We start from the raw sequence: 23,719 nt of genomic DNA, 5'->3' as shown, positions 1-23,719 counted from the left end.
ATCAATCAAAAGGATGTTTGTTGAAGAGCAAGAACCCGACATGTAATAACACGCCGAGTTGATTCTCTTCATCATCGTAGTAATTAGTACTGAGGCTGATCGGCCCAAGTGGTGAGTGATATACGAGGGCAGCGGAACCAGCAAAATACAACGACCTAATATCATCGGACACAATAGCCTTTTGACTGAGCCCTTCATGAATATGACGAAATGGTTTGAAGAGATAACCCTCAAGTCTGAAATCAAAACGATTATAAAACGTGAAAACATTTCGAAGTCCTACCGCACCATAACTGAACGATCGGAAATTCTGGAGAATAAGTGTTCGACTATCTTGAATAGGAAAGAAGCCTGGAGCATGAATAATGGTTCCAAAATAATTTTGAAACACCGGTTGGGTTGAGATTACACCCTCCACTAAATATCCGAAATGATACCGACCACCACCAAAATATTGTTCAGCGGTTGCCTTTGCTTTGACCCATTGGTGTGTATTACGCGTACGCATTGTTTGTACAGAGGTATTTCCTGGCTTGAAGTCTTCCTCCGCGCGAATGTATTCACCCGATATTGCGTAGTGTCTTCCTGCGGTGGCGTACTGTTTTCTGTTTAGGGTATTGGCTGAAAAATTAATACCCGCTTTAAACCCTTGAACTTTCAATTGATCAAGAATGTCGGTGCTGATGTAAACATTTGAGTTTGCATAGCGGTCTAAATTATTAAACGCTTCGACATAAAAAGACGACCGGAAAAGTGCCTCGACTGGGAATCCGAATTTTACACCAGCGTATCGGTCGACGCGCTTCAAAATAGTGTGTGCGTTATTTGATGTCTCTTGCAACAGGTCGTCATTTTCGAGATAATTCCAGCTATCGAAAGAAGCGTAAGGCTCGAGATATACTGGCCACGGAAAATCAAATCTCGTCCGAAGTAAAGCTGATTTATAGAAATTTCCGGTTTGAAAATTGGCATTGAATCGAGAAAGCACGCGATCGAAGTGATAGTAATTTAGCCCGAGAAAGATGTTGCTGATGTCGCGTGTTGCCACTACACCACCAAAGTCGACTTGAAAATTTTGTTGAGGACGCTTTGCAAGGCGCAAACTAAATGTCTTTTTTTCTTCATTAAATACAATGCTTGGATAGACATTTGAAAAGTATGAATCGGATACAAGATTAAAGTATCCACGACGGACTTCAGAGTATCTTAACAACGGATCATCCTTTCTACGCGTTCGGAAAGTTTTCCGAATGTACATCCGTTGTTTGGAATTGAATCCATTAAACGTCACACCATCAAATAAGAAAGGAACACTCTTACTGGTAAATCTATTTCTACGTTCCGCAAGCTCATCACAGTCTCTTCTTGCTTGCACTTTACGTTTAATATCGGGCATCTGCCGAATGGTTTGCGCATAACCGCTATCAACAAGACTTTTTGCTTTTGCAAAATCGAAGGAGGAATAACTGGCGATATCTGGCTGAATGTATACACCGGTTTCAGGAACCTGAGAAGGATCCGATTTATCAAGCAGTAAGAATAGTAACGATTTTGAGATGAGCTTTTCGTCTTGTTTGTAAGGATATTCTTCAAACACTTTTGTTGAAACGTTCACGCCGATGATGACATCCGGATTAAAATCACGTTGGACGATGTCGACGGGAAAATTATTATACACGCCTCCATCGAACAGGTACTTGCCATCGACGCGAATCGGGGTGTAGAAGAATGGTACTGTTTGCGTTGCCCGTAAGGCATCACTCAATGATCCTTTCGAAAGAATAACTTCATTTTGAGTAAAGATGTCGGCGGCCACAACACGTAATGGAACAAAGAGGCTATCGAAGTTGCCGTGTGAAATCGCGGAAGCTTGCGCCATTTTTTCGGCGAGCACGAAATTCAACGACACATCGTTTGCAATACTCGAATTGAATTGAAAATTAAAAGTTGAATCCAACCCCAATGAAAGTTTAAGGAAACTTGGATTAATGTCTTGTTGATGGTAGTAATAATTATAACCTTCTTCAGGCGAGCCGTTCACCCATCTTAAGAATTCTGGAGAAAGAACCATATGCTCGATTTGCGCGGGGCTCATACCTGCCGCATAGCATCCGCCAATGATGCCACCCATCGATGTACCGACTACATAATCAATCGGAATGTCATTCTCTTCAAGCGCTTTGATAACACCAACGTGTGCAAGTCCTTTAGAAGCGCCTCCACTAAGCACAAGCCCAACGCGTTGCGCCGAAGCCAACAACGGAAGTAAGAGAAGACCGATTACGAAAAAACGTTTCATGACGATAAACAGTGAAGCCTTCTAACTTAGAAGGCTTCATCTTATAACTGAAAAAGTTAAAGAAAATTACCAGTACATCAACGTCAGATGTGAAAAATGATTCTTTAAAGTGATGCCATCGGTTCAGCAGCTGCTTCCTGGAAAGGAATACTGTTTAGTTTGTTGGTCAATTCTTCTTTCACCTTGTTGAAAGCATCTTGATAGTCTTTCTTCACGGGTTGAGATGCCGGCAGGTCTGCTTTAAGTGCATCAACCTGAACACCATTCTTCCAGAATCTGTAGCATAAGTGTGGACCAGACGCAAGACCTGTGCTGCCTACGTAACCGATCGTTTGACCTTGTCTTACACGTGTTCCAGCTGTTACACCGGCTGCAATTCTTGACATGTGCAGGTATTGTGTCGTATAGGTTCCGTTGTGTCGGATTTTAACGTAGTTACCGTTGTTAGATTTGTATTGTGCTTCTTCCACGAGACCATCACCCACAGAACGAATCGGTGTCCCTGTTGGTGCGGCGAAGTCTGTTCCCAAATGCGCTTTCCAACGCTTTTGTACGGGATGGAAACGGTTTAATGAATAGCGTGAACTGATGCGCGTAAACTCAATTGGATATTTTAGAAGCGCTTTACGTAAGCTTTTTCCTTCTTCGTCGAAGTAGTCCACACCTTCACCTTGATCAAAAGGAAACGCATAATAAGGTGTCTTAAAATGTTCGAAATAAATTCCATTGATTTGCTTTATTCCGATGGTCGTGCCTTCAACTTGAAGTTCTTCATAGATAAGCTTGAACTTATCACCCTTCTGAAGTCGTGCGAAATCTACTTGCCATCCGAAAATATCAACAAACTTATTGGTGAGTTCGTGAGAGATTCCCATTTCTTCGATTGTCTCTGAAAGATTTGTTCTGATCTCGCCAGTAATACTTCTTTCTACTGTTGTGACTTCACGCTTGCAAACATCTACTTTGAGTGAATCATCAAATCGGAAGATGATGTACTCAATCGGGTTTGGCTCATACACTAAAGCCTTTGCGGTTTTAGAAGAATCTTGGCTGCAGATGAGTGTGTAATTTTTACCGGGTGCAACTTTACGTACATCAAAGATGGTCTTCGAGAGAAGTGACACTTGGTGGATCAATTTCGCGGGTACATTGTACTGTTGCAAAATATCGCCGAGTACTTCGTTACGCTTGATCTTGTCGGCAATCACAACGCGATCATCCACGATCATTCCATATAATACGCTGGGTTCTTTCACCTGAAGCGGAAAATAACCTACCGAATCTTGCGCGGCCACCGAGCTCGGCATAGTAGCCAGGTAGTAACGGTTCATGCCGACTACAGCGACTGCGATGACGACAAGGAATAATCCGATTTTTAACCAGCGTTTTTGCATGTCATGAGTTTTTTAGAAGGTTTCAAAAAAGTTAAGCGGTCTTAAAAAATTGGGTTCTGAACCCTGGTCAGACGCGCAGTGATGTAAAGATATAGTATAGTTAATAAATAGTAAAGTGTTGATCATGAAGCAATAAAGGATTTTTCCAATCCAACGAAGATTCTAGATTTTTTACAGGAATGTAAGTTTTTTTGGACTTGGGCTACTTCCCGGCTAATCTTTGGCCTTCTTGAATTGGTCGAATTTAGACTCCGCTACCTTTCTGGGGAATGTATTGTCAGACATGTCCGCATCGGCAAGCTCAAAATTCGGGTCCAACACAATGTTAACGACCTCTTTCGCTTTCACAAAAACTTTCGTGACTTCAGCCTCATTATGTCGCCAAATCTCCGCTGGAATCCGTTCAATTTCTTTCGACCCATCTTTGTATGTCCATTCGATCACAAGCGGCATCACAAGCCCACCAATGTTCTTGAATGTGACCTGGTACAAGTTCTTACCGTCGAGCTTCGCCAGAATTGCTTGCTCATCGATACGTCCGCGGAACTCACCGTACATCTGTTCGGGTGTATCCGTCAACGTGAAGGCTATTGGTCCACCGCTGAAATCGTGTTTCTGATCCATATTCAATTTTGCCGCTTGACTTCCTTTACGCTTCTCGTTGTTTAGTTTAAACCATTTCACATCGACCACGGCCAGGTTCACGTGATCGGTTGTAAAAAACCATCCTCTCCAAAACCAATCAAGGTCCACGCCCGAAACATCTTCCATGGTACGGAAAAAGTCGGCAGGTTTTGGATGCTTGTACATCCAGCGATTTGAGTATTCTTTAAAGGCCTTGTCGAAAAGTTCAGGACCCATTACCGTTTCACGCAATACCATTAATGCAGTCGCTGGCTTTTGGTAGGCGTTGTTTCCAATCTCGGTTAGTGCAACATGATCGGCCGCTGTCATCACTGGCCTTTGATTGGTTCCCTTCATGTAAGGAACGATATCCTTTGGCGACGAATCCCACTGATATCTCTGTTCTTCGGTCATCTCTTGCAGAAAAGTATTTAAGCCTTCGTCCATCCAAAACCATTGTCGTTCGTCGGAGCTAACAATCATTGGGAAATAATTGTGGCCTACTTCATGCACAATAGTCCCAATCATACTTTTTTTAGCAGCAGCACTCATCGATCCATCACGTTGTGGACGCCCGCCATTGAAACTAATCATCGGGTACTCCATACCAATGTTGCTCGTATTAACCGAGATCGCTATAGGATAAGGATAGTCGAACGTGTGTTCCGAATAAATTTCCAAAGCATTCTTTACAGCCTTTGTAGATTCTTCCGGCCAAACAGGCAATCCATCTTTCGGATAGAATGACATCGCAAGCACCGTGTTGCTCTTTAGTTTAACCGCCTGCACGTCCCATATAAATTTGCGCGACGATGCCCAAGAAAAATCTCTCACATTCTCCGCTTTGAATCGCCAGGTTCTTTTTGAAGTAGCCTTTGTTTTTTCTTTTTGTTTTGCTTCATCGACAGTTATTATGAATAATGGTTTGTCGAATGAAGTCTTTGCCTTTTCAAATCTTTCGAGCTGTGTTGATGTGAGTACTTCTTTTGGATTTTGAAGAACACCTGTCGATGCGATGACGTGATCTGACGGTACCGTCATGTTCACTGTAAAATTTCCAAACTCCAAAGCGAATTCCCCGAGTCTTTGAAATTGTTGATTTTGCCAGCCTTCAAAATCATCAAACGAACACAACCTCGGATACCAATGACCCATCAGATATGCGTTATTGTTATCATCTGGATAAGACTCGTACCCTTCACGCGACAAGAGGAATTTAATGCGATCTGTGATCGGATAATGCCATGCAACATTGAAAGTAAATGACTCACCAGGCTTTATTGGACTTGTGAGGTCAACACGCATCATCGTATTATTTGTAAGTACCTGAAGCGCTTTGCCACTCTTATCCGTAACCGATTCAATCGTGTAACCTGCTTCGAATTCCAACGGTCGAAGTATGAACATCACTTGTCTTCCTGGGATAGAATCGCGCACGTTTCCAAACAGACTTCCGAAATCTTCGTTACCTTTTTTATTTACATTCTGATCCAATTGGAGCCACACGTAACTCAGTACTTCGGGTGAGTTATTGAAATATGTAATTGTTTCTTTTCCTTTTAACGTATTTGTCTGCTCGTCCAATTCCACGTCGATAACATAATCGGCACGTTGTTGCCAATATTTATAACCTGGTGCACCTGATCCGTTTCGAAATTCATTTGGGGTAGGCAACAACTGATCAAGTTGTTCAAATTTTCCTAGCCACGGTTTTTGTGCTTGTGCAAAGATGGTGATCGTCATCAGAAAAGAGACGATGAGAGGTTTTAAAAACTTCATAGCAGAATGGGTTTGTACGAATATGGCAAACGAAAATAAAAAACGCCATCCTAAATTGACGGATGGCGTTAAGATATTTACTACCGGTAGTTGCTTACGCTGCAGTGTTACCGTTTAATTACTCTTCTTGAACTGGTCGAACTTTGACTCAGCCGCTTTTTTCGGGAACACGTTGTTCTTCATGTCCACATCTGCCAGTTCGAAGTTAGGATCAAGTGCGATGTTCACAACTTCTTTCTCCTTTACAAAAGTCTTCGTCACTTCATTCTCGTTAATTCTCCATATCTCAGCAGGGATTCTTTCAATCTCTTTCGAGCCGTCTTTGAATGTCCATTCAATTACAAGTGGACTGATTAATCCACCAACGTTCTTGAATTTAATTTGATAAAGATTCTTGCCTTCCAATTTTTGTCTGATGGCATTGTCGTCGACTTTACCGCGGAACTCGCCATACATTTGCTCTGGTGTGTTCAACAAAGTGAATTCTTCAGGACCATTTGTAAAGTCTGTTCCATTATTTGATTTGTTTGCGCCAAGGTCACCTTTTTTCACTTGTACATTTTTCTTCTCGAGATCTGTCTTTTCAGTTTTTAGTTTGAACCACTTCACTTCATCAACAGCGACATCAACATTTTCTGTTCCATAGAACCATCCTCTCCAAAACCAATCGAGGTCAACACCTGATGCATCTTCCATGGTTCTAAAAAAGTCTGCTGGTTTAGGGTGTTTGAAGGCCCAGCGTTGTGCGTATTCTTTGAAAGCTTTATCGAAGAGTTCAGGGCCCATAACGGTTTCGCGGAGCACGGTAAGTGCAGCAGATGGTTTTGTATATCCGTTTGCACCGAATTCCTGTCCACGCATGTTATCACCTTGCGCCATGATTGGACGCATTTGTGTTTTATCACCCTTCATAAAAGGAATGATCCCTTTTGGTGTGCCATGAGTGTCAAACAATTCAGGGTAACGAACACGGAAAGTTTCCTTTTCGAGGAATGTATTCAAGCCTTCATCCATCCAAGTCCATTGGCGCTCATCAGAGTTCACAATCATCGGGAAAAAGTTATGACCGACCTCATGAACAACAACACCCACAAGACCAATTAAAGTTTGTTGTGAGTATTTGCCATCTTTTCCGGGGCGACCATAGTTGAAGCAGATCATCGGATATTCCATTCCTTGATTTGCTGCGTGAACTGAATATGCAACTGGATAAGGGTAGACCAAAGTGCGCTCGCTATAAAGTTCAAGTGCATTCTTTATCGCTTTCGTCGACTCTTTTTCCCATAGTGGATTACCTTCTTTAGGATAGAGTGACATGGCAAGAGGCGTTTTGTCTCCAACCTTCACCGCTTGTGCATCCCAAATAAATTTACGAGAACTAGCGAAGGCGAAGTCGCGAACATTTTCCGCATAAAACTCCCATGTGCTCTTTTTCGTCGATTTTGTTTTCTCCTTAGCCGTTGCTTCGTCCTGTGTAACGATCACGACAGGTTTATCAAAAGTTTTTTTAGCGCGTTCATATCGCTCAAGTTGTTCCTTCGAAAGGACCTCTTTCGGATTTTGAATTGAGCCTGTCGCGCCAACGATATGATCGGATGGCACAGTAATGCGAACGCGATAGTTACCAAATACCAATGCAAACTCGCTTTGACCAAGGAACTGTTTATTCTGCCAGCCTTCGTAGTCATCGAACACGCACATGCGTGGGAACCATTGCGCGAATGTATACAGGTAGTTTCCGTCTTCTGTGAAGAATTCATATCCACCGCGTTGGTGAAATTCCTGGCGATTGTATTCTGTGTAACTCCAATCAACAGAGAAAACAAACTTCTCACCTGTCTTTAATGGTGCAGGAAGTTCAACACGCATCATCGTGTAGTTAATGGTAAAAGGTAGTGCTTTTCCTGTAGCGTCTTTTACGGACTTGATGTTGTATCCGCCTTTATAGTTGGAAACATTTACACCTGTCATCATTTGGAAGAATGCGGCAGGAACAGAATCACGAATAGCACCGGTTTTACTTTGTGCGCTAAGATTGTTCTCCGCGAGAAGATTTTGATCAAGTTGCATCCAGAGATAAGTCATCGTCTCTGGTGAGTTGTTGTGATACGTAATGGTTTCCGAACCCGTGAGCAACTGCGTGTTGTCATCAACTTCTACATTGATAACATAGTCGGCACGTTGCTGCCAATAACTTGCGCCTGGCGCGCCGGAGCCAGAGCGATAACTATTTGGTGTTGGGAGGACTTGGTCAAGTTGCTCGAACTTACCTTTCCAAGCAGGATTCTGTGCAAAAGCACCCACTGCTAGGAACATCATGGAGAGAAATGCAAATACTTTCATCGGGTTTATCATGAGTTATTCTTTGGGGTCAATTATTTCGATTTGTTTTTGAAGTCACCAAACTTCGAAGAGCCTTCTTTTTTCGGGAACACATTATCGGATGCATTCACGTCGGCAAGTTCAACGTTTGGATCAAGAACAATACTTTCAACTTCCTTCTCCTTCACAAACACTTTCGTCACTTTCGTTTCATTGATTCTCCAGATTTCCGCTGGCAATCGTTCGATCTCTTTAGATCCATCTTTAAATGTCCATTGTATAACAACAGGCATCACGAGGCCTCCCTTATTCGAGAGTGTGATTTCATAAATGTTTTTACCTTGAAGTTTCCCCATGATCGCTTTATCATCGATCGTGCCACGGAACTCACCATACATTCTTGGATCAGTATTCACCAAGCTGAAAGGTTCCGGTCCATTGTTGAAATTATCGAACTTCTTGTCACCGTCTTTTCCTGAAAGATCACCAGCCTTAGCCTTGACATCTTTTTCGATGGATTTTTCTTCGGTGCGCATCTTATACCACTTTACTTGATCGATAGATTGATCGTTAACATCGGTTGTATAGAACCAACCATTCCAGAACCAATCAAGATCAACAGCCGATGCATCTTCCATTGTACGGAAGAAGTCAGCAGGCTTAGGGTGTTTAAATGCCCAGCGACGCGCATACTCTTTAAAAGATCTGTCGAATAAATCGCGACCCATTACCGTTTCGCGAAGCATAAAAAGACCAGCAGCGGCTTTCGCGTACTGCTCTGCTCCAAACTGAATTACCTGCTCAGAGTTCGTCATCAGTGGACGCATCATATTCTGATCGCCCTTTAAGTATGGAACAAGGGCTGCAGGTTTTCCACGATCAAAATCGATATCCGGATAACGTTCAATTTCTGTGACAAGCTGTACGAAAGTATTAATCCCTTCGTCCATCCACGTTGTTTGGCGCTCATCGTTATTCACAATCATCGGGAAGAAGTTGTGACCCACTTCGTGCACGATTACACCGACCATTCCTTTACGAACTTGTGGCGTATACGATCCATCTCTTGCAGGCCGACCATAGTTGAAGCAAATCATGGGATACTCCATACCTTGATGCGCTGCGTGAACAGAAATTGCAACAGGATAAGGATAGTCGATAGTCATGCGCGAATAAACTTCAAGGGCATTCTTCACAGCCTTGGTAGATTCTATTTGCCACAATGGATTACCTTCTTTTGGATAGAACGACATCGCAAGTGGCGTCTTGTTTCCGATTTTCACGGCCTGTGCATCCCAGATGTATTTGCGAGAAGTTGCAAACGCAAAGTCTCTAACATTATCGGCATGAAACTCCCAAGTCTTTTTCTCTTTCACCTTTGTTTTTTCACGATCTACAGCCTCATCTTGTGTCGCGATAATAACAGGTTTGTCGAACGACGACTTCGCTTTCTCAAAACGATCAAGTTGCTCCTTCGTCAATACTTGTGATGCATTTTGCAATGATCCTGTTGCGCCGACTATATGATCCGCCGGAACCGTAATTTTAACTTTGTAATCACCGAAGGGTAGTGCGAACTCACCTTGTCCAAGGAACTGCTTGTTCTGCCATCCTTCATAATCATCGTAAACACACATGCGTGGAAACCACTGTGCGATAACATAGGCATAGTTTCCGTCGTCTGGAAAAAATTCATACTGTGTTCGCTCACGCTGATGAAGTCCATTGTTGATATTATAATTCCAGGCAACCGAAAACGAAACTTTTTGACCAGGATTGAGTGGCTGCGGAAGATCAATACGCATCATTGTATAATTGATGATAAATGGAAGCGCAGAGCCATCCGTCGCTTTTACAGATTTGATTTTGAACCCACCATCAAAATCGTACAAGTTGAATGTCGATGCGGCAACTTTTACGGCAGCAGAATCCCTCACGGCAGAAGTGCGAGTTGCTTCTGTCATACTTCCTTTGGCAAGATTATTTTGATCGAGCTGAAGCCAGAGAAACTTCAGTACATCGGGTGAGTTGTTGGTATAGGTGATTGTTTCTGAACCCGTGATGCTTTGATTATCATCATTAAGCTCGACGTTGATTACGTAGTCTGCTTTTTGTTGCCAGTACTTCGGACCGGGGGCTCCGGATCCGCTGCGATATTCGTTTGGTGTCGGCAGCTTTTGGTCGAGTTGTTCAAACTTACCTTTCCACTTCGGTGCGTCTTGCGCCAAAGCTGTGTGCGTAATAGCCAAAAGGGCCACTATTACTAGTCGTTTCATATTGTCGGTTAAAGAGTTATTCAATTTTCTTTTAGTCCCAGAGCCATCGTTCCTTAATGAGCATCAAAGCCATACCGGCAACAGCTGAGGAGACTACCATTTTCCAATCCCGTCTGTTCAGGGTTAGTAAATCCACTAAAATAAACGTCACGGTCAAAAAGATAACAACGATAATTATCTGGCCTACTTCAATACCAATATTAAAGGCAAAAAGCTGGGATACAATACTTCTGTTCCTCCCCAAAATTGCTTGGAACTGATTAGAGAAAGCCATGCCATGGATCAACCCAAAAAAGAGCGCGTACAGATAATTCATCTGAATTTTCCGGTCGCCTAAATTCTCTTCGTCCTTAAAAAGGTTAGACACTGCCGTAATAAAAATGGTTACTGGGACTAAAAACTCGATCCAGTTCGTATTGACTTTAATTACTTCAAGTGCCGACAATGCCAGCGTAATGGAGTGGCCTACCGTAAATGCCGTTACAAGAATGAGCACCCTTTTCCAATCACGCATAGTATAGAGCGCGCACAACGAAACGATAAAGAGGATGTGATCATATCCCATCTCAAGATCGAGAATGTGCTCGCGTCCGAGTTCAAAGTAAGTCCTAAACATTGTTTTTTGTTGAAGAACCCCAAGTATAGCGGATAATTTTGATTTCGCGGACCAATTTTTAACGAACGGTAAAACAATAAGCGCAGACAGTTTCCCTTCAATTGACCTTTCAACTAAAAATTCGCGCCCGATTCTGAAAATTCAAATACCTTACAGTGTTTTGGGCATCTTGGAATAACTTTTGAAATAAAGCTGACCGAAATAGTAGACTATGAAAACCGTGATCGCCTGTCTTTTAAGCTTTCTCTTTGTACACCCGCTTCATGTGTCGGTAACCGAAATCGAATTCAATGAAAAGAATAAGTCACTCGAAATCATGTCGCGGATTTTTGCCGACGATTTAGAGGAAACATTACGAAAGCGAACCGGCAATCAGACCTTTGATATTCTGGCTGCTCCGAAGGAAACTGTCAATCAACTCATGACAGCTTATTACAACGAAAACTTGAAAGTTAGCTTGGATGGAAAGGCTCAAGTGATCCACTTTCTTGGTCATGAGCGCGATGGAGATGCTTTCATATTTTACATAGAAATTGAAAAGGTTAAAAAATGGAAGACCATTCAGACGACCAATTCATTATTAACCGAAATGTTTGACGACCAATCCAATTTAGTGCACGTAACGCTATACGATGATGTAAAGAGTATGCGGTTGACGAAGGATCATTTGACGGATAAGCTTACCTTTGACGTTAAATAATTCTAAACAGAGTACTTCTACGTAATGCACTTCAGATCATTAGCCAGTTTCGCCGCTTTTATTTCCATCGCCGCCCTCCATATCGGATGCAATTCAAAAGATGAAAATGAATGTGCTCCACAGCCGTCGGTAACTCCTTTAACGATAGAGTTCGAACAGTTTGAAGACACCATCGCTGCCATCCAATCAAAAGAACAACTCGTTAGTTTTTTAACGCGACAGCCGTTGATTCGTGACTTCATGCTTCGACGTGGGGAGTACCCAGGTGATTCCGTTTTTATCAACACACTTTACAAACGTTTTAGCAGCAACGCTTTCGACAGTCTATTGATTGAAACGAAACGCATTCATGGTGATTTGTCGACATTGAAGGCACAGTTCAATCAGGCTTTTTCGAATTTCAAACATTACTACCCGGACTTCAATCCGCCAAAAGTAAAGACAATGATATCTGGCTTGCTCGATACTGATATGATTGTTTCTGATTCTGTGATTATCGTGAGCCTGGATTTCTTCCTTGGTAAGGAGGGGAAATATCGTCCGCGTGTATACGATTATCAGCTCGCGAAATATGACCCCGAGGACATCGTAGCGTCACTTATGCTGGTGTATGGAATCGACACAAGATTCAACGCAACAGATGTAAAGGACAAAACTGTTTTAGCGGAAATGATTTCTTACGGCAAAGCGTTTGCTTTCGCGAAACATATGTTGCCTTGTGTTCCGGATAGTACTTTTATCTGGTACACGCCTCAGGAGATGGCGGGTTCAAAAAATAATCAAGATCTAATTTGGGCGCGCTTCGTGCAAGATGAAATACTTTTCTCGACAAGTAATGAAGATAAACGGAATTACTTAGGCGAACGCCCTATCACAACGCAGGTAGGTGAGAAATGTCCTGGACGAATTGGTCTATTCATCGGATGGCAAATTGTAAAAGCATACATGGATTCTCATCCGGAGATGACGCTTCAACAATTGATGCAAGTTGGTGATGCGCAAAAACTTTTTAAGGACTCACACTATAAACCGAAACAAAAAAAATAACCTCACGAGCAGTAGGAAGGAATCGGTTGATTTCTTTCCAAGTAGCCTTAACTTATCAATTGCTCTTACTTCTTACCGTCCGATTTATATCTTTGCGAAAACTAAATACCCATGCGTCAAAAAATTGTAGCCGGAAATTGGAAAATGAATAAAACGCTCGAGGAAGCAAACATTCTTGCTTCTGAGGTTAGCGGAATGGTAGCCGACGAAGTTCGCGGTAATGCTAAAGTAATTTTCTGTGTTCCTTTCCCATACTTAACCGCCATAAAAGGTGTGCTCGGAAATAATTCGCGTATCGCACTCGGTGCGCAAAACTGCAGTGAACATGAGTGGGGTGCTTACACCGGTGAAGTTTCTGCTCCCATGTTAAAGTCATTGGGTATTCCTTATGTAATCCTTGGGCACAGCGAGCGTCGTCAATTTTTCGGTGAAGACGCAAAACTTCTTGCAAAGAAAACGGATGTAGCACTGAAGCACGGACTAACGCCAATTTTTTGTTGTGGTGAGCCGCTTGAAGTAAGAGAAGCAAACCAACATGAAGCTTTGGTGACAAAACAAGTTGAAGAAGCGCTTTTTCACCTTGATGCTGCTTCACTTGAAAAAGTGGTGATTGCATACGAGCCTGTTTGGGCAATCGGTACTGGTAAAACTGCAAGTGCACAACAAGCGCAAGACATGCACGCCGTTATTCGTAAACATCTTGCATCGAAATATGGTCAAGCGGTTGCCGATAAAATTATCATCCTCTATGGTGGTAGCGTAAATGCGGCAAATGCAAAAGAATTGTTTGCCTGCCCAGATGTTGATGGAGGTCTTGTAGGTGGAGCTTCATTAAAGTCGCGCGACTTCACCGAAGTAATTAAAGGAGCAAACTAAAAATATTCTAGAGTGTATTATACCCGCCTTCAGGTCCTTTGCGACCCAGCATTTTCAGAGATTCTAATCGCCGAAATTGCTGAGGCGGGATTTGATAGCTTCATGGAAACCGACAATGGTTTTGAAGCTTTTGTCGAAGGTGATCGCTTCGACCAATCTATTCTAAATGACATTCAGGAGCGCTATCGCGAACAGACTACTTTTTCATTTGTATTCGACAAGATTGAAAAAAGAAACTGGAACGAGGAGTGGGAAAAAAGTTATGAAGCGATCAATGTTGAAAACCAATGCTTGATCCGTGCTGAGTTCCATCAGCCAAATCCAAATATTCCGTATGAAATCGTGATTACGCCAAAGATGTCATTTGGGACGGGACATCATCAAACAACCTACCTGATGATCAAACAACAAATGGGTATTGATCACCAAGGTAAACGCGTGATGGATGCAGGTTGCGGCACGGCTATTCTGTCGATCATGGCTTCAAAGCTAGGCGCATCTTTTGTCGAAGCTTTTGACATTGACGAGTGGAGCGTCATCAATGGGAAGGAGAATATGGAAGTAAACAAAACTTCCAATATCAATCTGCAGCAGGGGAAAATTTCCGAAGTACAACTCGAAGGACAATTCGATATCATCCTTGCGAACATTAATAAGAATGTCTTGCTTGCTGAAATTCAAACATATCAAACATACCTTCCTTCTAACGGCCTCCTGTTGCTAAGCGGATTCTACACGCATGATATTGAAGATCTCAAAGCAGAAGCTTCAAAATTCAATCTCAACGAAGTACGCCGGGACGACAGAGAAACTTGGGCGTCACTGCTTCTTCGTAAGGGATAGTCTGTATTCACGCAGGCGTAACGTTGCCGACCCATCTTAACTGATCTCGTGGGATAAACCTCTTGGCAAAAAACTTTTAACTTTCAACCTTTAACTTTATACTCGAAAGTGAGAGTTCTAATCCTTCATCAGCATTTCAATACACCCGCCAAAGGTGGTCCGCTTCGTTCGTACTACCTCGCTCAATCTCTCGTGGATTTCGGTTTTGAACCCGTGGTGCTGACTATTCATAATGAAGATCGTTATCGGATCGAGAATTTGAATGGAATAGAAATTCATTACCTACCCATACCTTACGACAACAGTTTTTCCTTTTTTAAGCGTAGCGTTTCTTTTCTACGGTATGTTATTGCCGTTATTCAGATGAGCACGAAGCTCAGACATATTAAGATTTGCTATGCTATCTCCACACCACTAACGGTAGGGTTAGCAGCGCTCTATGTAAAACGTCGATGGAGAATCCCCTACATTTTTGAAGTAGGAGATCTTTGGCCAGACGCGCCTATCGATTTGGGTTATGTAAAAAATATTCTTCTCAAAAAATCATTGCTAAACCTTGAGAAGAAAATTTACCAAAATGCATCATCGATCGTGGCTTTGTCCACAGCCATTAAAGAAACTATAGAAAGAAAAGTAGCGGGAAAGAAAATGCATCTTATTCCCAACATGGCAGACGTCGATTATTACAAACCCGTGTCGAAGCCTGCTGAGTTAATTAAAAAGTTTGAGGTAGAGGGTAAGTTTGTGATCACGTATTGTGGTGCACTTGGTGCTGCTAATGGCTTAGAGCACATTTTACGCTGCGCGCTTGAAAGTCAGGAGCATAATTTACCAGCTAAATTTTTGATCTGCGGAGAAGGCGCCGTAAAAGTATCACTCATGGAAAGGGCGAGTCAAATGCAACTTCAAAACGTAAGTTTCATTCCGTTTCAAACGCGCGAAGGTGTAAGAGACATTCTCAACGTGAGCGACGCAGTGATGATTAGCTACAAACCGTTTGCAGTATTAGAAACCGGTTCACCAAACAAATATTTCGACGGACTTGCTGCTGGGAAAATGATCATCACCAATTTCGGTGGATGGATTGGCAAAGAAATTCAAGAAGAGCGGTGCGGCATTGTGATAGACCAAAAATTACAAAGTGAGTTCCCAAGGTTGATACAACCGTTTATTGAAAACTCATCTTTGTTAGTTGAATATCAGCAAGCCTCACGAAAATTAGCGCAAGCAAAATATGCGCGACGGAAATTAAGTGAACGCTTTGTGGAAGCTATTCAAGAAGTGCTTAGCCGTTGAGTACCTACAACTTTCGAACTGATGAAGACTACTCAATGTCAGTCCACGAATCAACCTCAAGTTTGTATTCTCCATCTTCTTTTTTCCAAATGTTCACATATTTTGCCTTGAATGTCATCACAGAATCTTGTACTTGAATTTTATTCGTGACTTTTCCTGTTTCATAAATTACATCGCCCGACGCATCTATCGACAGGGTTTCCGTGTTCATCTCGACCAACTTTGCTCCTTGCAACATCGACTTCCAAAAATCACGAATAGCTTCACGACCGCGAACAACATCGCTATTACCATCACCCGATAACTTGGCGTTCTTCGTATAAAACTGAGACAGCTTCTCGGCATCACCTTCCGTAAATAGCGCTTTCAGTTTTTCATTCTGCGCATGAACGATTGCTTTTAATTCTTCTTCCGTCGGAGTTGCGGGTTTCTGATTGCAGCTAAACAATACAACTAAGATTGAGAGGTAGAACAGGTTTTTCATGGCTTACAATTTAGGTTAACGATATTTCTTATGACTGACGTTCAATTAGATTTTTCGCAAACTGTTCGAGGAAATCTCGCTGCGATGACGGTGGCAATTGATTCAAGTGCTGAAAACCTTTATCAAAATATTGGTTGATCTTTTTTTCAGTCAACGCTGGAATGTTTAATGAATCATAAATCTTCTTCACCGCAGCAACTTTCTCCTGTTTTTTAAACTTCGTTGCCGTAAGCCAGCCTGCCAATTCCTTCTTGTGTTTTCCTTCGGCTTTCTCAATCGCTTTAATCAATAAAAACGTTTTTTTGTTGGCGATTATGTCACCACCAACTTGCTTACCGAATTTCTTCGGATCGGCATAAGCATCGAGCAAATCGTCTTTTAATTGAAAGCCGATACCGATATTCGTTCCGAACGCACGCAGAGAATTTCGGTCTGCTTCACTTCCGCCGGCAAGGATAGCGCCAAGCTCTAAGCTAAATCCAAGAAGCACCGCTGTCTTCAACTTGATCATATTAATATAATCATTTTCAGCTACTGTCTTCTCCGATTCAAATTCCATATCCCATTGCTGTCCTTCACAAACTTCCGCAGCACACTGGTTGAACGCTTTGATAACCGTTTTATATTGACCCGGATCAAGATCGCTAAACATCTCGTACACCTTCACCAACATGACGTCACCAGAAAGAATAGCCGTACTCGTATTCCATTTCTTATGAACAGTAGGCTTGCCCCGTCGTAACGGCGCCTTGTCCATAATGTCATCGTGCATCAAAGTGAAATTGTGAAACGCCTCGACAGCTACAGAATACGGAACAATGGATTTATAATCCTGCTTGTAAAGGTTGTAAGCCAATAACGTCAACATTGGGCGTAAACGCTTACCACCTAAATTCATGATATAGCGAATCGGTTCATAAAGAGACGCTGGTGACTTTCCAAATTGATTCTTTGCAATACTTTTTTCAATCGAATCGAGATACTTATCAAGCATGGATTATTTTTCGAAAATTTTGATTGGGGCAAATATCGTAACTAGTCTTCGTTTTTCTCGAACACTAAGTCGATGAGACGTTTATCAATATCTGTTTTTTTCACACGAACACGTACACGATCGCCAAGCGTATAAACTTTATGCTTCCGCTTTCCAACAACACGATATTTCTTTTCATCGAAATCATAGAAGTCGTCGGTGAGATCCGCCAAGCGCACCATTCCTTCACATTTTGTTTCTACGATTTCTATAAAGATTCCGAATTCAGTTACACCAGAGATCAATCCCTCATAAACTTTATTCTCCGCATAGGTCATGAATTCCACTTGCTTGTATTTAATGGATGCGCGTTCTGCATCAGCGGCTCTCTTCTCGCGTTCGGAAGTGTGAATACATTTCTCTTCATAATCAGACTGACTCGGCGGCTTCTCTTCGTCGAGATAACGTTGAAGCAGACGGTGCACCATCATATCAGGATAGCGACGAATAGGTGACGTAAAGTGCGCATAATGATCGAAGGCCAATCCAAAGTGTCCCTTTGTTTCGGTTGAATACTTAGCCTTCGCCATTGTACGAATGGCCAGTTGTTCAAGAATATTTTGTTCTGGCTTTCCTTCAATCTCCGTCATCAATTTATTTAATGACCTGCTGATGGCTGTTTCATCAACATTCATCTTGTGACCGAACTGTTTCGCAAACACTGAGAAATCCTTCACCTTTTCCGGGTCCGGAAAATCATGTATACGATACACAAATGTATTCTTCTCTTTCCCCTTCTTATGATTGTACACAAATGTGGCCACCTGCTTATTTGCCAACAACATAAATTCTTCGATCAGCTTGTGTGCATCTTTTCTGATCTTCGGAACTACTTCCAATGGGCGTCCATTTTCGTCGAGCTTAAACTTCACTTCCGTGGTCTCAAAATTCACAGCGCCTTTATTGAAACGCTCTTTTCGAAGTTTCTTCGCGAGTGAGTTTAAGATTAGTAATTCCTCTGATAATGGATGCTTCTTGCCTTCGAGTATCTCTTGGGCCTCCTCATACGTGAAACGAACGTCGGAGTGAATAACGGTCCTTCCGAACCATTCTTTCTTAATCTTCCCTTTGTCATCCATTTCAAACACCGCCGCAAAAGTGAGTTTATCTTCTTTTGGTCGGAGCGAGCACAATTGATTTGACAATCTTTCCGGCAACATCGGAATTGTACGATCTACCAAATAGACTGACGTTGCACGATCAAACGCTTCTTGATCGAGTGGTGTATCGGGAAGAACGTAGTGCGTTACATCCGCAATGTGAATACCGATCTCGTAGTTTCCATTGTCAAGCTTTTTGAATGACAGCGCGTCATCAAAATCTTTTGCATCAAAAGGATCGATGGTGAACGTTGTTACCTCTCTGAAATCCCAACGTTTCTTCACTTCTTGCTTTGTAATGCCTTCATCGATCTTTTCCGAATCTTTCAGAATATTTTCTGGAAAACGGAATGGCAAATTAAACTCCGCCATAATCGAATGGATCTCCGCATTGTTTTCACCCGCGCGGCCGAGAACATCAACAACTTTAGCCTCAGGCTTCCGTTCTTCCTCCGCCCACGACGTGACTTCAATGATTACCTTATCGCCGGTTTTTGCGCCTTTGATATTTTCCAAATACACGAAGAAATCTTGGTGGATCTTTCGCGCATCAGGCACAACGAATGCATAATTTTTTGAAACCTCAATCTTGCCTACAAATTTTGTCCGGTTGCGTCGTACAATTTCTGTAACGCGTCCTTCAGGGTGCTCACCATGACGACCCGGTAGTATGGCAACTTTCACCATATCACCATCAACGGCCGATTTAAGATCTTGCGTTTTGATATATACGTCCGACTTTCCTTCGCCAATGTTAACGTAAGCGAAACGCGCATTTACATGATCGACTGCACCGGTAAACGCTTCTTGTTCACGCGTACTGATGAAGTTTCCATTGCTTTGCTCTTTGATGACATTGTCATCTTCCATACCATAAATAAGCAAGGTGGCTTGCTTTATATCGTCGCGCTTCTTTAAAGTTAGCTTCTTTATAATCTGCGCTATTGTATAACCTTTACCTGGTCGCGACTCCAAGAGTTGTAGTATATTCTCACGAAGCGTATTTCTAAACTCCTTCGTTTTTGTCTTTTTGCTTTTAGACTTCTTATCTTTTTTAGACATCTTAATGACTTGATTTAATGTAACAACATTGCATCGTTGTTTAATCTTTCCTTATCGTTAAAGGTACAAGTAATTCTGCTATCCTCACGTATTACGATTGTCGGAAAACAATACGGCTGCAATTATGTTATTTTTGTTAATAGTTAAAACTTAATACCATGGCTCAAACCAAACTCGGTGAGAATGTTGTAAACACGATCGGAGATTTACCCGCTGTCGGAACGCAAGCGCCATCTTTTACGCTTACGGGAATCGAACTCAAGGATGTAAACCTTAGCGACTACGCTGGCACAAACGTCATCTTGAATATATTTCCAAGTATAGACACACGGGTATGCGCGATGTCTGTACGGGAATTCAACCAACGCGCGGCGTCATTGCCTGAAACTACAATCCTCTGTATTTCGAAAGACCTTCCTTTCGCCTTTCGCAGGTTTTGTGGCGCAGAAGGCATCGACAAGGTGATTTCACTTTCAGACTTCCGACACAAAAACTTTGGAAGCGATTATGGTCTCGAAATGAAAGACGGCGGCATGGCTGGCCTTTTTGCACGTGCAATAGTCGTGATCAACAAACAAGGAAAGGTGATTTATACAGAACTTGTTCCTACGATCGGCCAGGAACCAGATTATGAAAAAGCTATCCTTTCGCTGGGATAGTATCCGTGGGCATTCGGATATTCGTCACTTGTCAGTCAACGGATCTCAACGGTGGAGGCTGCTGAAGTCAGCAGCCTACCCTGATATTAGTTCATAAACACGGCATTGGCGAAAATAAGTTTCCCATTCTCCCAAAAATCTCGGAAAAGCGGGTTGTCAATCATGTAAATCACTTTTCCTGATCCCTTTTCCTCGACACCAAACACCAAACTGTTTTCCAGTTTCTTATTCGCAGCGTAACCGGCATAACCTTGTATAGGTGTAGGCTTCGTTCGGATAACGCCCACATTCCATCCATGATCTAAAAAAGCAAAACGTCGTTCTGTAGTCTTTAAACTGAAATAGGTATTTCGCAAACCAAAAGCGAGAGGATGAGAATTGTCGATGTCAATTTTATAGATAGCCCCAAAGATGTATCCCGACAATTCCTTCCGTTCAAAATCTTCGTAGCGCGTTAGCTGTTCCTTTTCCACCTTCTTCTTCTCAATTTCATCGGCGCGATCTTCTTCTTCCTTCGAGGCAAATTGTTTTAAGCCAAAGGTTTTCTTATCTGCAAAAGTCGATAATGCGTCACCCACGACAATCAGTTTTCCCCCCTGCGAAACCCAATTGCTCACTTCTTCAAGCAGCGCATCATCAAACAACCGATACCTGCCGTCCGGAATAATGAGCACATTGTAATCTTTCCAATTCGATCGCTTAAAGTACGTCGTTCCGATTGGCGTAATCGGATACATCAACTCGCGCTCGAAGAAATGCCATACTTCACCAGCAGAGAGTGACGATGTTTGCTCGCCAAAGAGCAACGCGACTTTAGGTGCTTTCAAATAACTGACATCAGCTGAACCCAAGTCTTTTCCTTTTTCCACAAACCCTGTTGATGTTGAAAAAACTTGGCGTCCCATGAGTTTTGCCATCGATGTTACGCGCTCGTCAAATTCATTTACACCTTCATTGTTACGGCGTGTAACCACTAAGGTGCCCGGATCAAAGGAGAGTCCATTGGCCGTAAACGCTCGTTGAGCCACGCGAACTTTAATTCCTGCCTTCATCAGCGACGCTGCAAAACTTGCATCGTCTAAAGTTTTATAGCGAAACAGATAAGCATAAGGCTTCGCGCGGGTTGATGGTGCTAGAGATTTCGGTTCAAACTTCTTCGCTACTTGGATTTTCTCTGTCAGCGCGAAGCCGTTCAAGTCGTAAGCATAAAACAAGTTCCATGCAGTAATATCATAGGTTAGCGAATCGGATAGTTTTGATTTCGGCTCGAATATCGCGGAAATAAATCTAGATTTTGGCTGCGCTGTACTCACAACGATGTCTTCCGTCGACAACGTAACGCTTCCACTCTTTTGTGTCTGAAAATCGAATCCTGAAAGTGTACGACCTGAAGCAGCACTGCCGTACCGAATACCATGCATATCCATCCAACTTGTGATCCGCGCAACTTTATCGGAATTGTTATCCCCTTTGATAACATATGTTTTATAAAGCCCTGAAGGATTTGAATTATTGTCGCGAAAATATTTTTCGAACTCCTCCACAACTTGTGTTGCGTTCTGAGCAGTAATCTCAATTGTTGAGAGGCCAGTTACATGATGATGAAGCAATCTGTCTTTCAACGTAAGCGGATCATCTTCAGGCGTGCGAATGCCAAGACCCGCATAGCCTCCACCACCTTGCTCGTAAGTCATACCGATCGCACCCGAGTAGGTCGGATAAGTATCACCGTAGCTGGGGTAGTAGAGATCAAAAACTTCTTTTGTAAAATAGAGCCATCCCTGTTCATCGAAATATTTCGCGTGGTTCTTTCCGATCAATGTTTGAAATTTCCGTTGCCACGGCGAAATGACTTCGTGAAAAGGTTCTGCTGCAGGTGCAAAATAGTATGGTCTGTTATAACCCTGCTCATGGAAATCAACATGCACGTGCGGAAGCCACTCATTGTAAATTTTCAATCGGTGCTGCGTCTCTTTCTGTTTGGCCCAGGCCCAGTCGCGATTCAAGTCAAACATGTAATGATTTGATCGACCCCCGGGCCATGGTTCATGATGCTCCATTGCATCTTCATTCATGTTATAAGGAGAATTGCTGTACTGTCCATTAAAGTTTGCGTAACGATCACGGCCATCAGGATTAATGCATGGATCAATGATGACAATTGTATTTTTTAGCCAAGCTTGCGTTTTTGCGTTCTGCGGATCCGCCAATTCAAACAACGTTAGCAGCGACGCTTCCATCCCGCTGGCTTCGTTTCCGTGAACATTATAACTCAACCAAACAATTGCTTTCTTTTCACCCGCCGGAGTTCCGTCCAACACACCAGCACGTTTGAGGTTATCAGTACGGATTGTTTCAATGTCTTTAAAATTTTCTGGCGCTGTTACGATCGCATATACAAGGGGGCGATACTCATTGGTCTCACCATACTGCCGAAGTACGACATTGGGCATGAGGTCGGCAACGTACTTATAATATCCTACAGCCTGATAGTGGCGCGTAAATCTTTCACCCAATTCATAGCCTAAAAACTCTTGTGGCGACACCAGTTTCTGCTGTGCGAAAGTATGATAGCTAAATAAAAGCGCTATCGCTGTGAGGACAGTACTACGTTTCATCATGGTGCCAATATACTTCACCGAAAGAAAACCCCAGTATGTATTTTTAACCGCCCATAAAAAAGAAAACCCCGACAGCGCTCTTGCTTATCGGGGTTTTTCTCAACCTGTAAAAACTTGATCTCTAATCCTTTCCTTCGGCATCTTCTTGATCTGCCTTCGCAATTTCTTCATCAATAATCTTTTCGATTACTTCTCGTTGACGTTCATCGATCGTCTTGTCAACTTTTGCCTGCTTCTTCATGAAACGAAGCATTGCATTTTTCTTTATCTCATATGCCATGAACACGGTATATTCTTTCGTTTTATCATTCAAAAATTTCTTCTCACCAATTTTTCGCAAATCGGCGATATCAGTGTTCATCACCTGACGAACCAAACTTTGAAATTTATCCGCGACATCGGCAGCATTCTCATTTTCTGTTTGACCCAGGTATTGATCGGCCACTTGTTTCATCGTCGTATTAACTTGGCCAGCTAACACAGATTTTGCTTCCAGATCTGCTTTACTTCTCGCGATATTATCTTTTATGCTTTCTCCTTTTCCAGTGCCTCTCCAAAAGCGATTGTTAGATTCATATGCATTTCCTTGGAAGGGCTCTTTGACTTTAGAACCGAATGGACTGGAGGCACAAGAATAGAAAATGAAGAGGATAGCGAATGCTGAAAAATTGCGTAGCGGCTTCATGTG

At 42.5% G+C, this 23,719-nt stretch carries 17 protein-coding genes; 6 read left to right on the top strand and 11 right to left on the bottom strand.

Going from position 1 to position 23,719, the window contains the following annotated elements:
- Position 1: 1 nt before the first annotated feature.
- From DQQ10_RS03810 to DQQ10_RS03785, 6 genes are all read right to left on the bottom strand, one after another.
- Positions 2-2,299 (bottom strand): patatin-like phospholipase family protein, encoded by a 2,298-nt coding sequence (locus DQQ10_RS03810; protein ID WP_112745437.1) that lies wholly within the window; start codon positions 2,297-2,299, stop codon positions 2-4.
- Between the two features lie 104 nt (positions 2,300-2,403).
- Complete coding sequence (locus DQQ10_RS03805; protein ID WP_112745436.1) at positions 2,404-3,693, bottom strand: peptidoglycan DD-metalloendopeptidase family protein; 1,290 nt, start codon at positions 3,691-3,693, stop codon at positions 2,404-2,406.
- A 213-nt stretch (positions 3,694-3,906) separates the two neighbouring features.
- Positions 3,907-6,096, bottom strand: coding sequence for a M1 family metallopeptidase (locus DQQ10_RS03800; protein ID WP_112745435.1), 2,190 nt, complete (start codon positions 6,094-6,096; stop codon positions 3,907-3,909).
- Positions 6,097-6,210: 114 nt separating this feature from the next.
- Complete coding sequence (locus tag DQQ10_RS03795) at positions 6,211-8,439, bottom strand: M1 family metallopeptidase (protein WP_112745434.1); 2,229 nt, start codon at positions 8,437-8,439, stop codon at positions 6,211-6,213.
- Between the two features lie 32 nt (positions 8,440-8,471).
- The gene (locus tag DQQ10_RS03790) at positions 8,472-10,694 is read right to left on the bottom strand and encodes a M1 family metallopeptidase (RefSeq protein ID WP_112745433.1); all 2,223 of its coding nucleotides are present in this window, start codon (positions 10,692-10,694) and stop codon (positions 8,472-8,474) included.
- Positions 10,695-10,725: 31 nt separating this feature from the next.
- The gene (locus tag DQQ10_RS03785; RefSeq protein ID WP_112745432.1) at positions 10,726-11,310 is read right to left on the bottom strand and encodes a HupE/UreJ family protein; all 585 of its coding nucleotides are present in this window, start codon (positions 11,308-11,310) and stop codon (positions 10,726-10,728) included.
- 211 nt (positions 11,311-11,521) lie between these two features.
- On the opposite strand from DQQ10_RS03785, the gene DQQ10_RS03780 reads away from it, so the two are divergent.
- The 5 genes from DQQ10_RS03780 to DQQ10_RS03760 all read left to right on the top strand — a co-directional run bounded on the left by DQQ10_RS03780 (position 11,522) and on the right by DQQ10_RS03760 (position 16,072).
- Positions 11,522-12,010, top strand: a complete 489-nt coding sequence (locus DQQ10_RS03780; RefSeq protein WP_112745431.1) for a DUF6702 family protein — start codon at positions 11,522-11,524, stop codon at positions 12,008-12,010.
- A 24-nt stretch (positions 12,011-12,034) separates the two neighbouring features.
- Positions 12,035-13,057, top strand: a complete 1,023-nt coding sequence (gene gldB / locus DQQ10_RS03775) for a gliding motility lipoprotein GldB (RefSeq protein ID WP_112745430.1) — start codon at positions 12,035-12,037, stop codon at positions 13,055-13,057.
- A 111-nt stretch (positions 13,058-13,168) separates the two neighbouring features.
- Positions 13,169-13,933: a triose-phosphate isomerase gene (gene tpiA, locus DQQ10_RS03770; RefSeq protein WP_112745429.1), complete on the top strand. Its 765-nt coding sequence runs from the start codon at positions 13,169-13,171 to the stop codon at positions 13,931-13,933.
- Positions 13,934-13,945: 12 nt separating this feature from the next.
- Positions 13,946-14,776: a 50S ribosomal protein L11 methyltransferase gene (gene prmA / locus DQQ10_RS03765; RefSeq protein ID WP_112745428.1), complete on the top strand. Its 831-nt coding sequence runs from the start codon at positions 13,946-13,948 to the stop codon at positions 14,774-14,776.
- A 108-nt stretch (positions 14,777-14,884) separates the two neighbouring features.
- Positions 14,885-16,072 (top strand): glycosyltransferase family 4 protein, encoded by a 1,188-nt coding sequence (locus DQQ10_RS03760; protein WP_112745427.1) that lies wholly within the window; start codon positions 14,885-14,887, stop codon positions 16,070-16,072.
- A 28-nt stretch (positions 16,073-16,100) separates the two neighbouring features.
- Here DQQ10_RS03760 and DQQ10_RS03755 read toward each other — a convergent pair whose 3' ends face one another.
- From DQQ10_RS03755 to rnr, 3 genes are read right to left on the bottom strand one after another with little or no spacing between them, the layout of a single operon-like run.
- Positions 16,101-16,556 (bottom strand): YybH family protein, encoded by a 456-nt coding sequence (locus DQQ10_RS03755; RefSeq protein WP_112745426.1) that lies wholly within the window; start codon positions 16,554-16,556, stop codon positions 16,101-16,103.
- 28 nt (positions 16,557-16,584) lie between these two features.
- On the bottom strand, positions 16,585-17,550 hold the full coding sequence (locus tag DQQ10_RS03750) for a polyprenyl synthetase family protein (RefSeq protein ID WP_112745425.1): 966 nt from the start codon (positions 17,548-17,550) through the stop codon (positions 16,585-16,587).
- Positions 17,551-17,591: 41 nt separating this feature from the next.
- Complete coding sequence (gene rnr, locus DQQ10_RS03745; protein ID WP_112745424.1) at positions 17,592-19,751, bottom strand: ribonuclease R; 2,160 nt, start codon at positions 19,749-19,751, stop codon at positions 17,592-17,594.
- Between the two features lie 158 nt (positions 19,752-19,909).
- On the opposite strand from rnr, the gene tpx reads away from it, so the two are divergent.
- Positions 19,910-20,410, top strand: coding sequence for a thiol peroxidase (tpx, locus tag DQQ10_RS03740; protein ID WP_112745423.1), 501 nt, complete (start codon positions 19,910-19,912; stop codon positions 20,408-20,410).
- 86 nt (positions 20,411-20,496) lie between these two features.
- Here tpx and DQQ10_RS03735 read toward each other — a convergent pair whose 3' ends face one another.
- Together DQQ10_RS03735 and DQQ10_RS03730 are read right to left on the bottom strand one after the other, a co-directional pair.
- The gene (locus DQQ10_RS03735) at positions 20,497-23,031 is read right to left on the bottom strand and encodes a M14 family metallopeptidase (RefSeq protein WP_245970265.1); all 2,535 of its coding nucleotides are present in this window, start codon (positions 23,029-23,031) and stop codon (positions 20,497-20,499) included.
- 121 nt (positions 23,032-23,152) lie between these two features.
- Positions 23,153-23,716, bottom strand: a complete 564-nt coding sequence (locus DQQ10_RS03730) for a hypothetical protein (protein ID WP_133259523.1) — start codon at positions 23,714-23,716, stop codon at positions 23,153-23,155.
- Between the last annotated feature and the right edge of the window lie 3 nt (positions 23,717-23,719).

It is taken from the genome of Pseudochryseolinea flava (genome assembly GCF_003286915.1).
Classification (GTDB): domain Bacteria; phylum Bacteroidota; class Bacteroidia; order Cytophagales; family Cyclobacteriaceae; genus Ohtaekwangia; species Ohtaekwangia flava.
The sequence above is the reverse complement of the archived record's forward strand: the minus strand, read 5'-3'. Positions and strand labels throughout refer to the sequence as shown.

Excerpts from the sequence above, each read along its gene's own strand:
- DQQ10_RS03810 (WP_112745437.1), bottom strand. The coding sequence starts at position 2,299 with ATGAAACGTTTTTTCGTAATCGGTCTTCTCTTACTTCCGTTGTTGGCT.
- DQQ10_RS03805 (WP_112745436.1), bottom strand. The coding sequence starts at position 3,693 with ATGCAAAAACGCTGGTTAAAAATCGGATTATTCCTTGTCGTCATCGCA.
- DQQ10_RS03800 (WP_112745435.1), bottom strand. The coding sequence starts at position 6,096 with ATGAAGTTTTTAAAACCTCTCATCGTCTCTTTTCTGATGACGATCACC.
- DQQ10_RS03795 (WP_112745434.1), bottom strand. The coding sequence starts at position 8,439 with ATGAAAGTATTTGCATTTCTCTCCATGATGTTCCTAGCAGTGGGTGCT.
- DQQ10_RS03790 (WP_112745433.1), bottom strand. The coding sequence starts at position 10,694 with ATGAAACGACTAGTAATAGTGGCCCTTTTGGCTATTACGCACACAGCT.
- DQQ10_RS03785 (WP_112745432.1), bottom strand. The coding sequence starts at position 11,310 with ATGTTTAGGACTTACTTTGAACTCGGACGCGAGCACATTCTCGATCTT.
- DQQ10_RS03780 (WP_112745431.1), top strand. The coding sequence starts at position 11,522 with ATGAAAACCGTGATCGCCTGTCTTTTAAGCTTTCTCTTTGTACACCCG.
- gldB (WP_112745430.1), top strand. The coding sequence starts at position 12,035 with ATGCACTTCAGATCATTAGCCAGTTTCGCCGCTTTTATTTCCATCGCC.
- tpiA (WP_112745429.1), top strand. The coding sequence starts at position 13,169 with ATGCGTCAAAAAATTGTAGCCGGAAATTGGAAAATGAATAAAACGCTC.
- DQQ10_RS03755 (WP_112745426.1), bottom strand. The coding sequence starts at position 16,556 with ATGAAAAACCTGTTCTACCTCTCAATCTTAGTTGTATTGTTTAGCTGC.
- DQQ10_RS03750 (WP_112745425.1), bottom strand. The coding sequence starts at position 17,550 with ATGCTTGATAAGTATCTCGATTCGATTGAAAAAAGTATTGCAAAGAAT.
- rnr (WP_112745424.1), bottom strand. The coding sequence starts at position 19,751 with ATGTCTAAAAAAGATAAGAAGTCTAAAAGCAAAAAGACAAAAACGAAG.
- tpx (WP_112745423.1), top strand. The coding sequence starts at position 19,910 with ATGGCTCAAACCAAACTCGGTGAGAATGTTGTAAACACGATCGGAGAT.
- DQQ10_RS03735 (WP_245970265.1), bottom strand. The coding sequence starts at position 23,031 with ATGATGAAACGTAGTACTGTCCTCACAGCGATAGCGCTTTTATTTAGC.
- DQQ10_RS03730 (WP_133259523.1), bottom strand. The coding sequence starts at position 23,716 with ATGAAGCCGCTACGCAATTTTTCAGCATTCGCTATCCTCTTCATTTTC.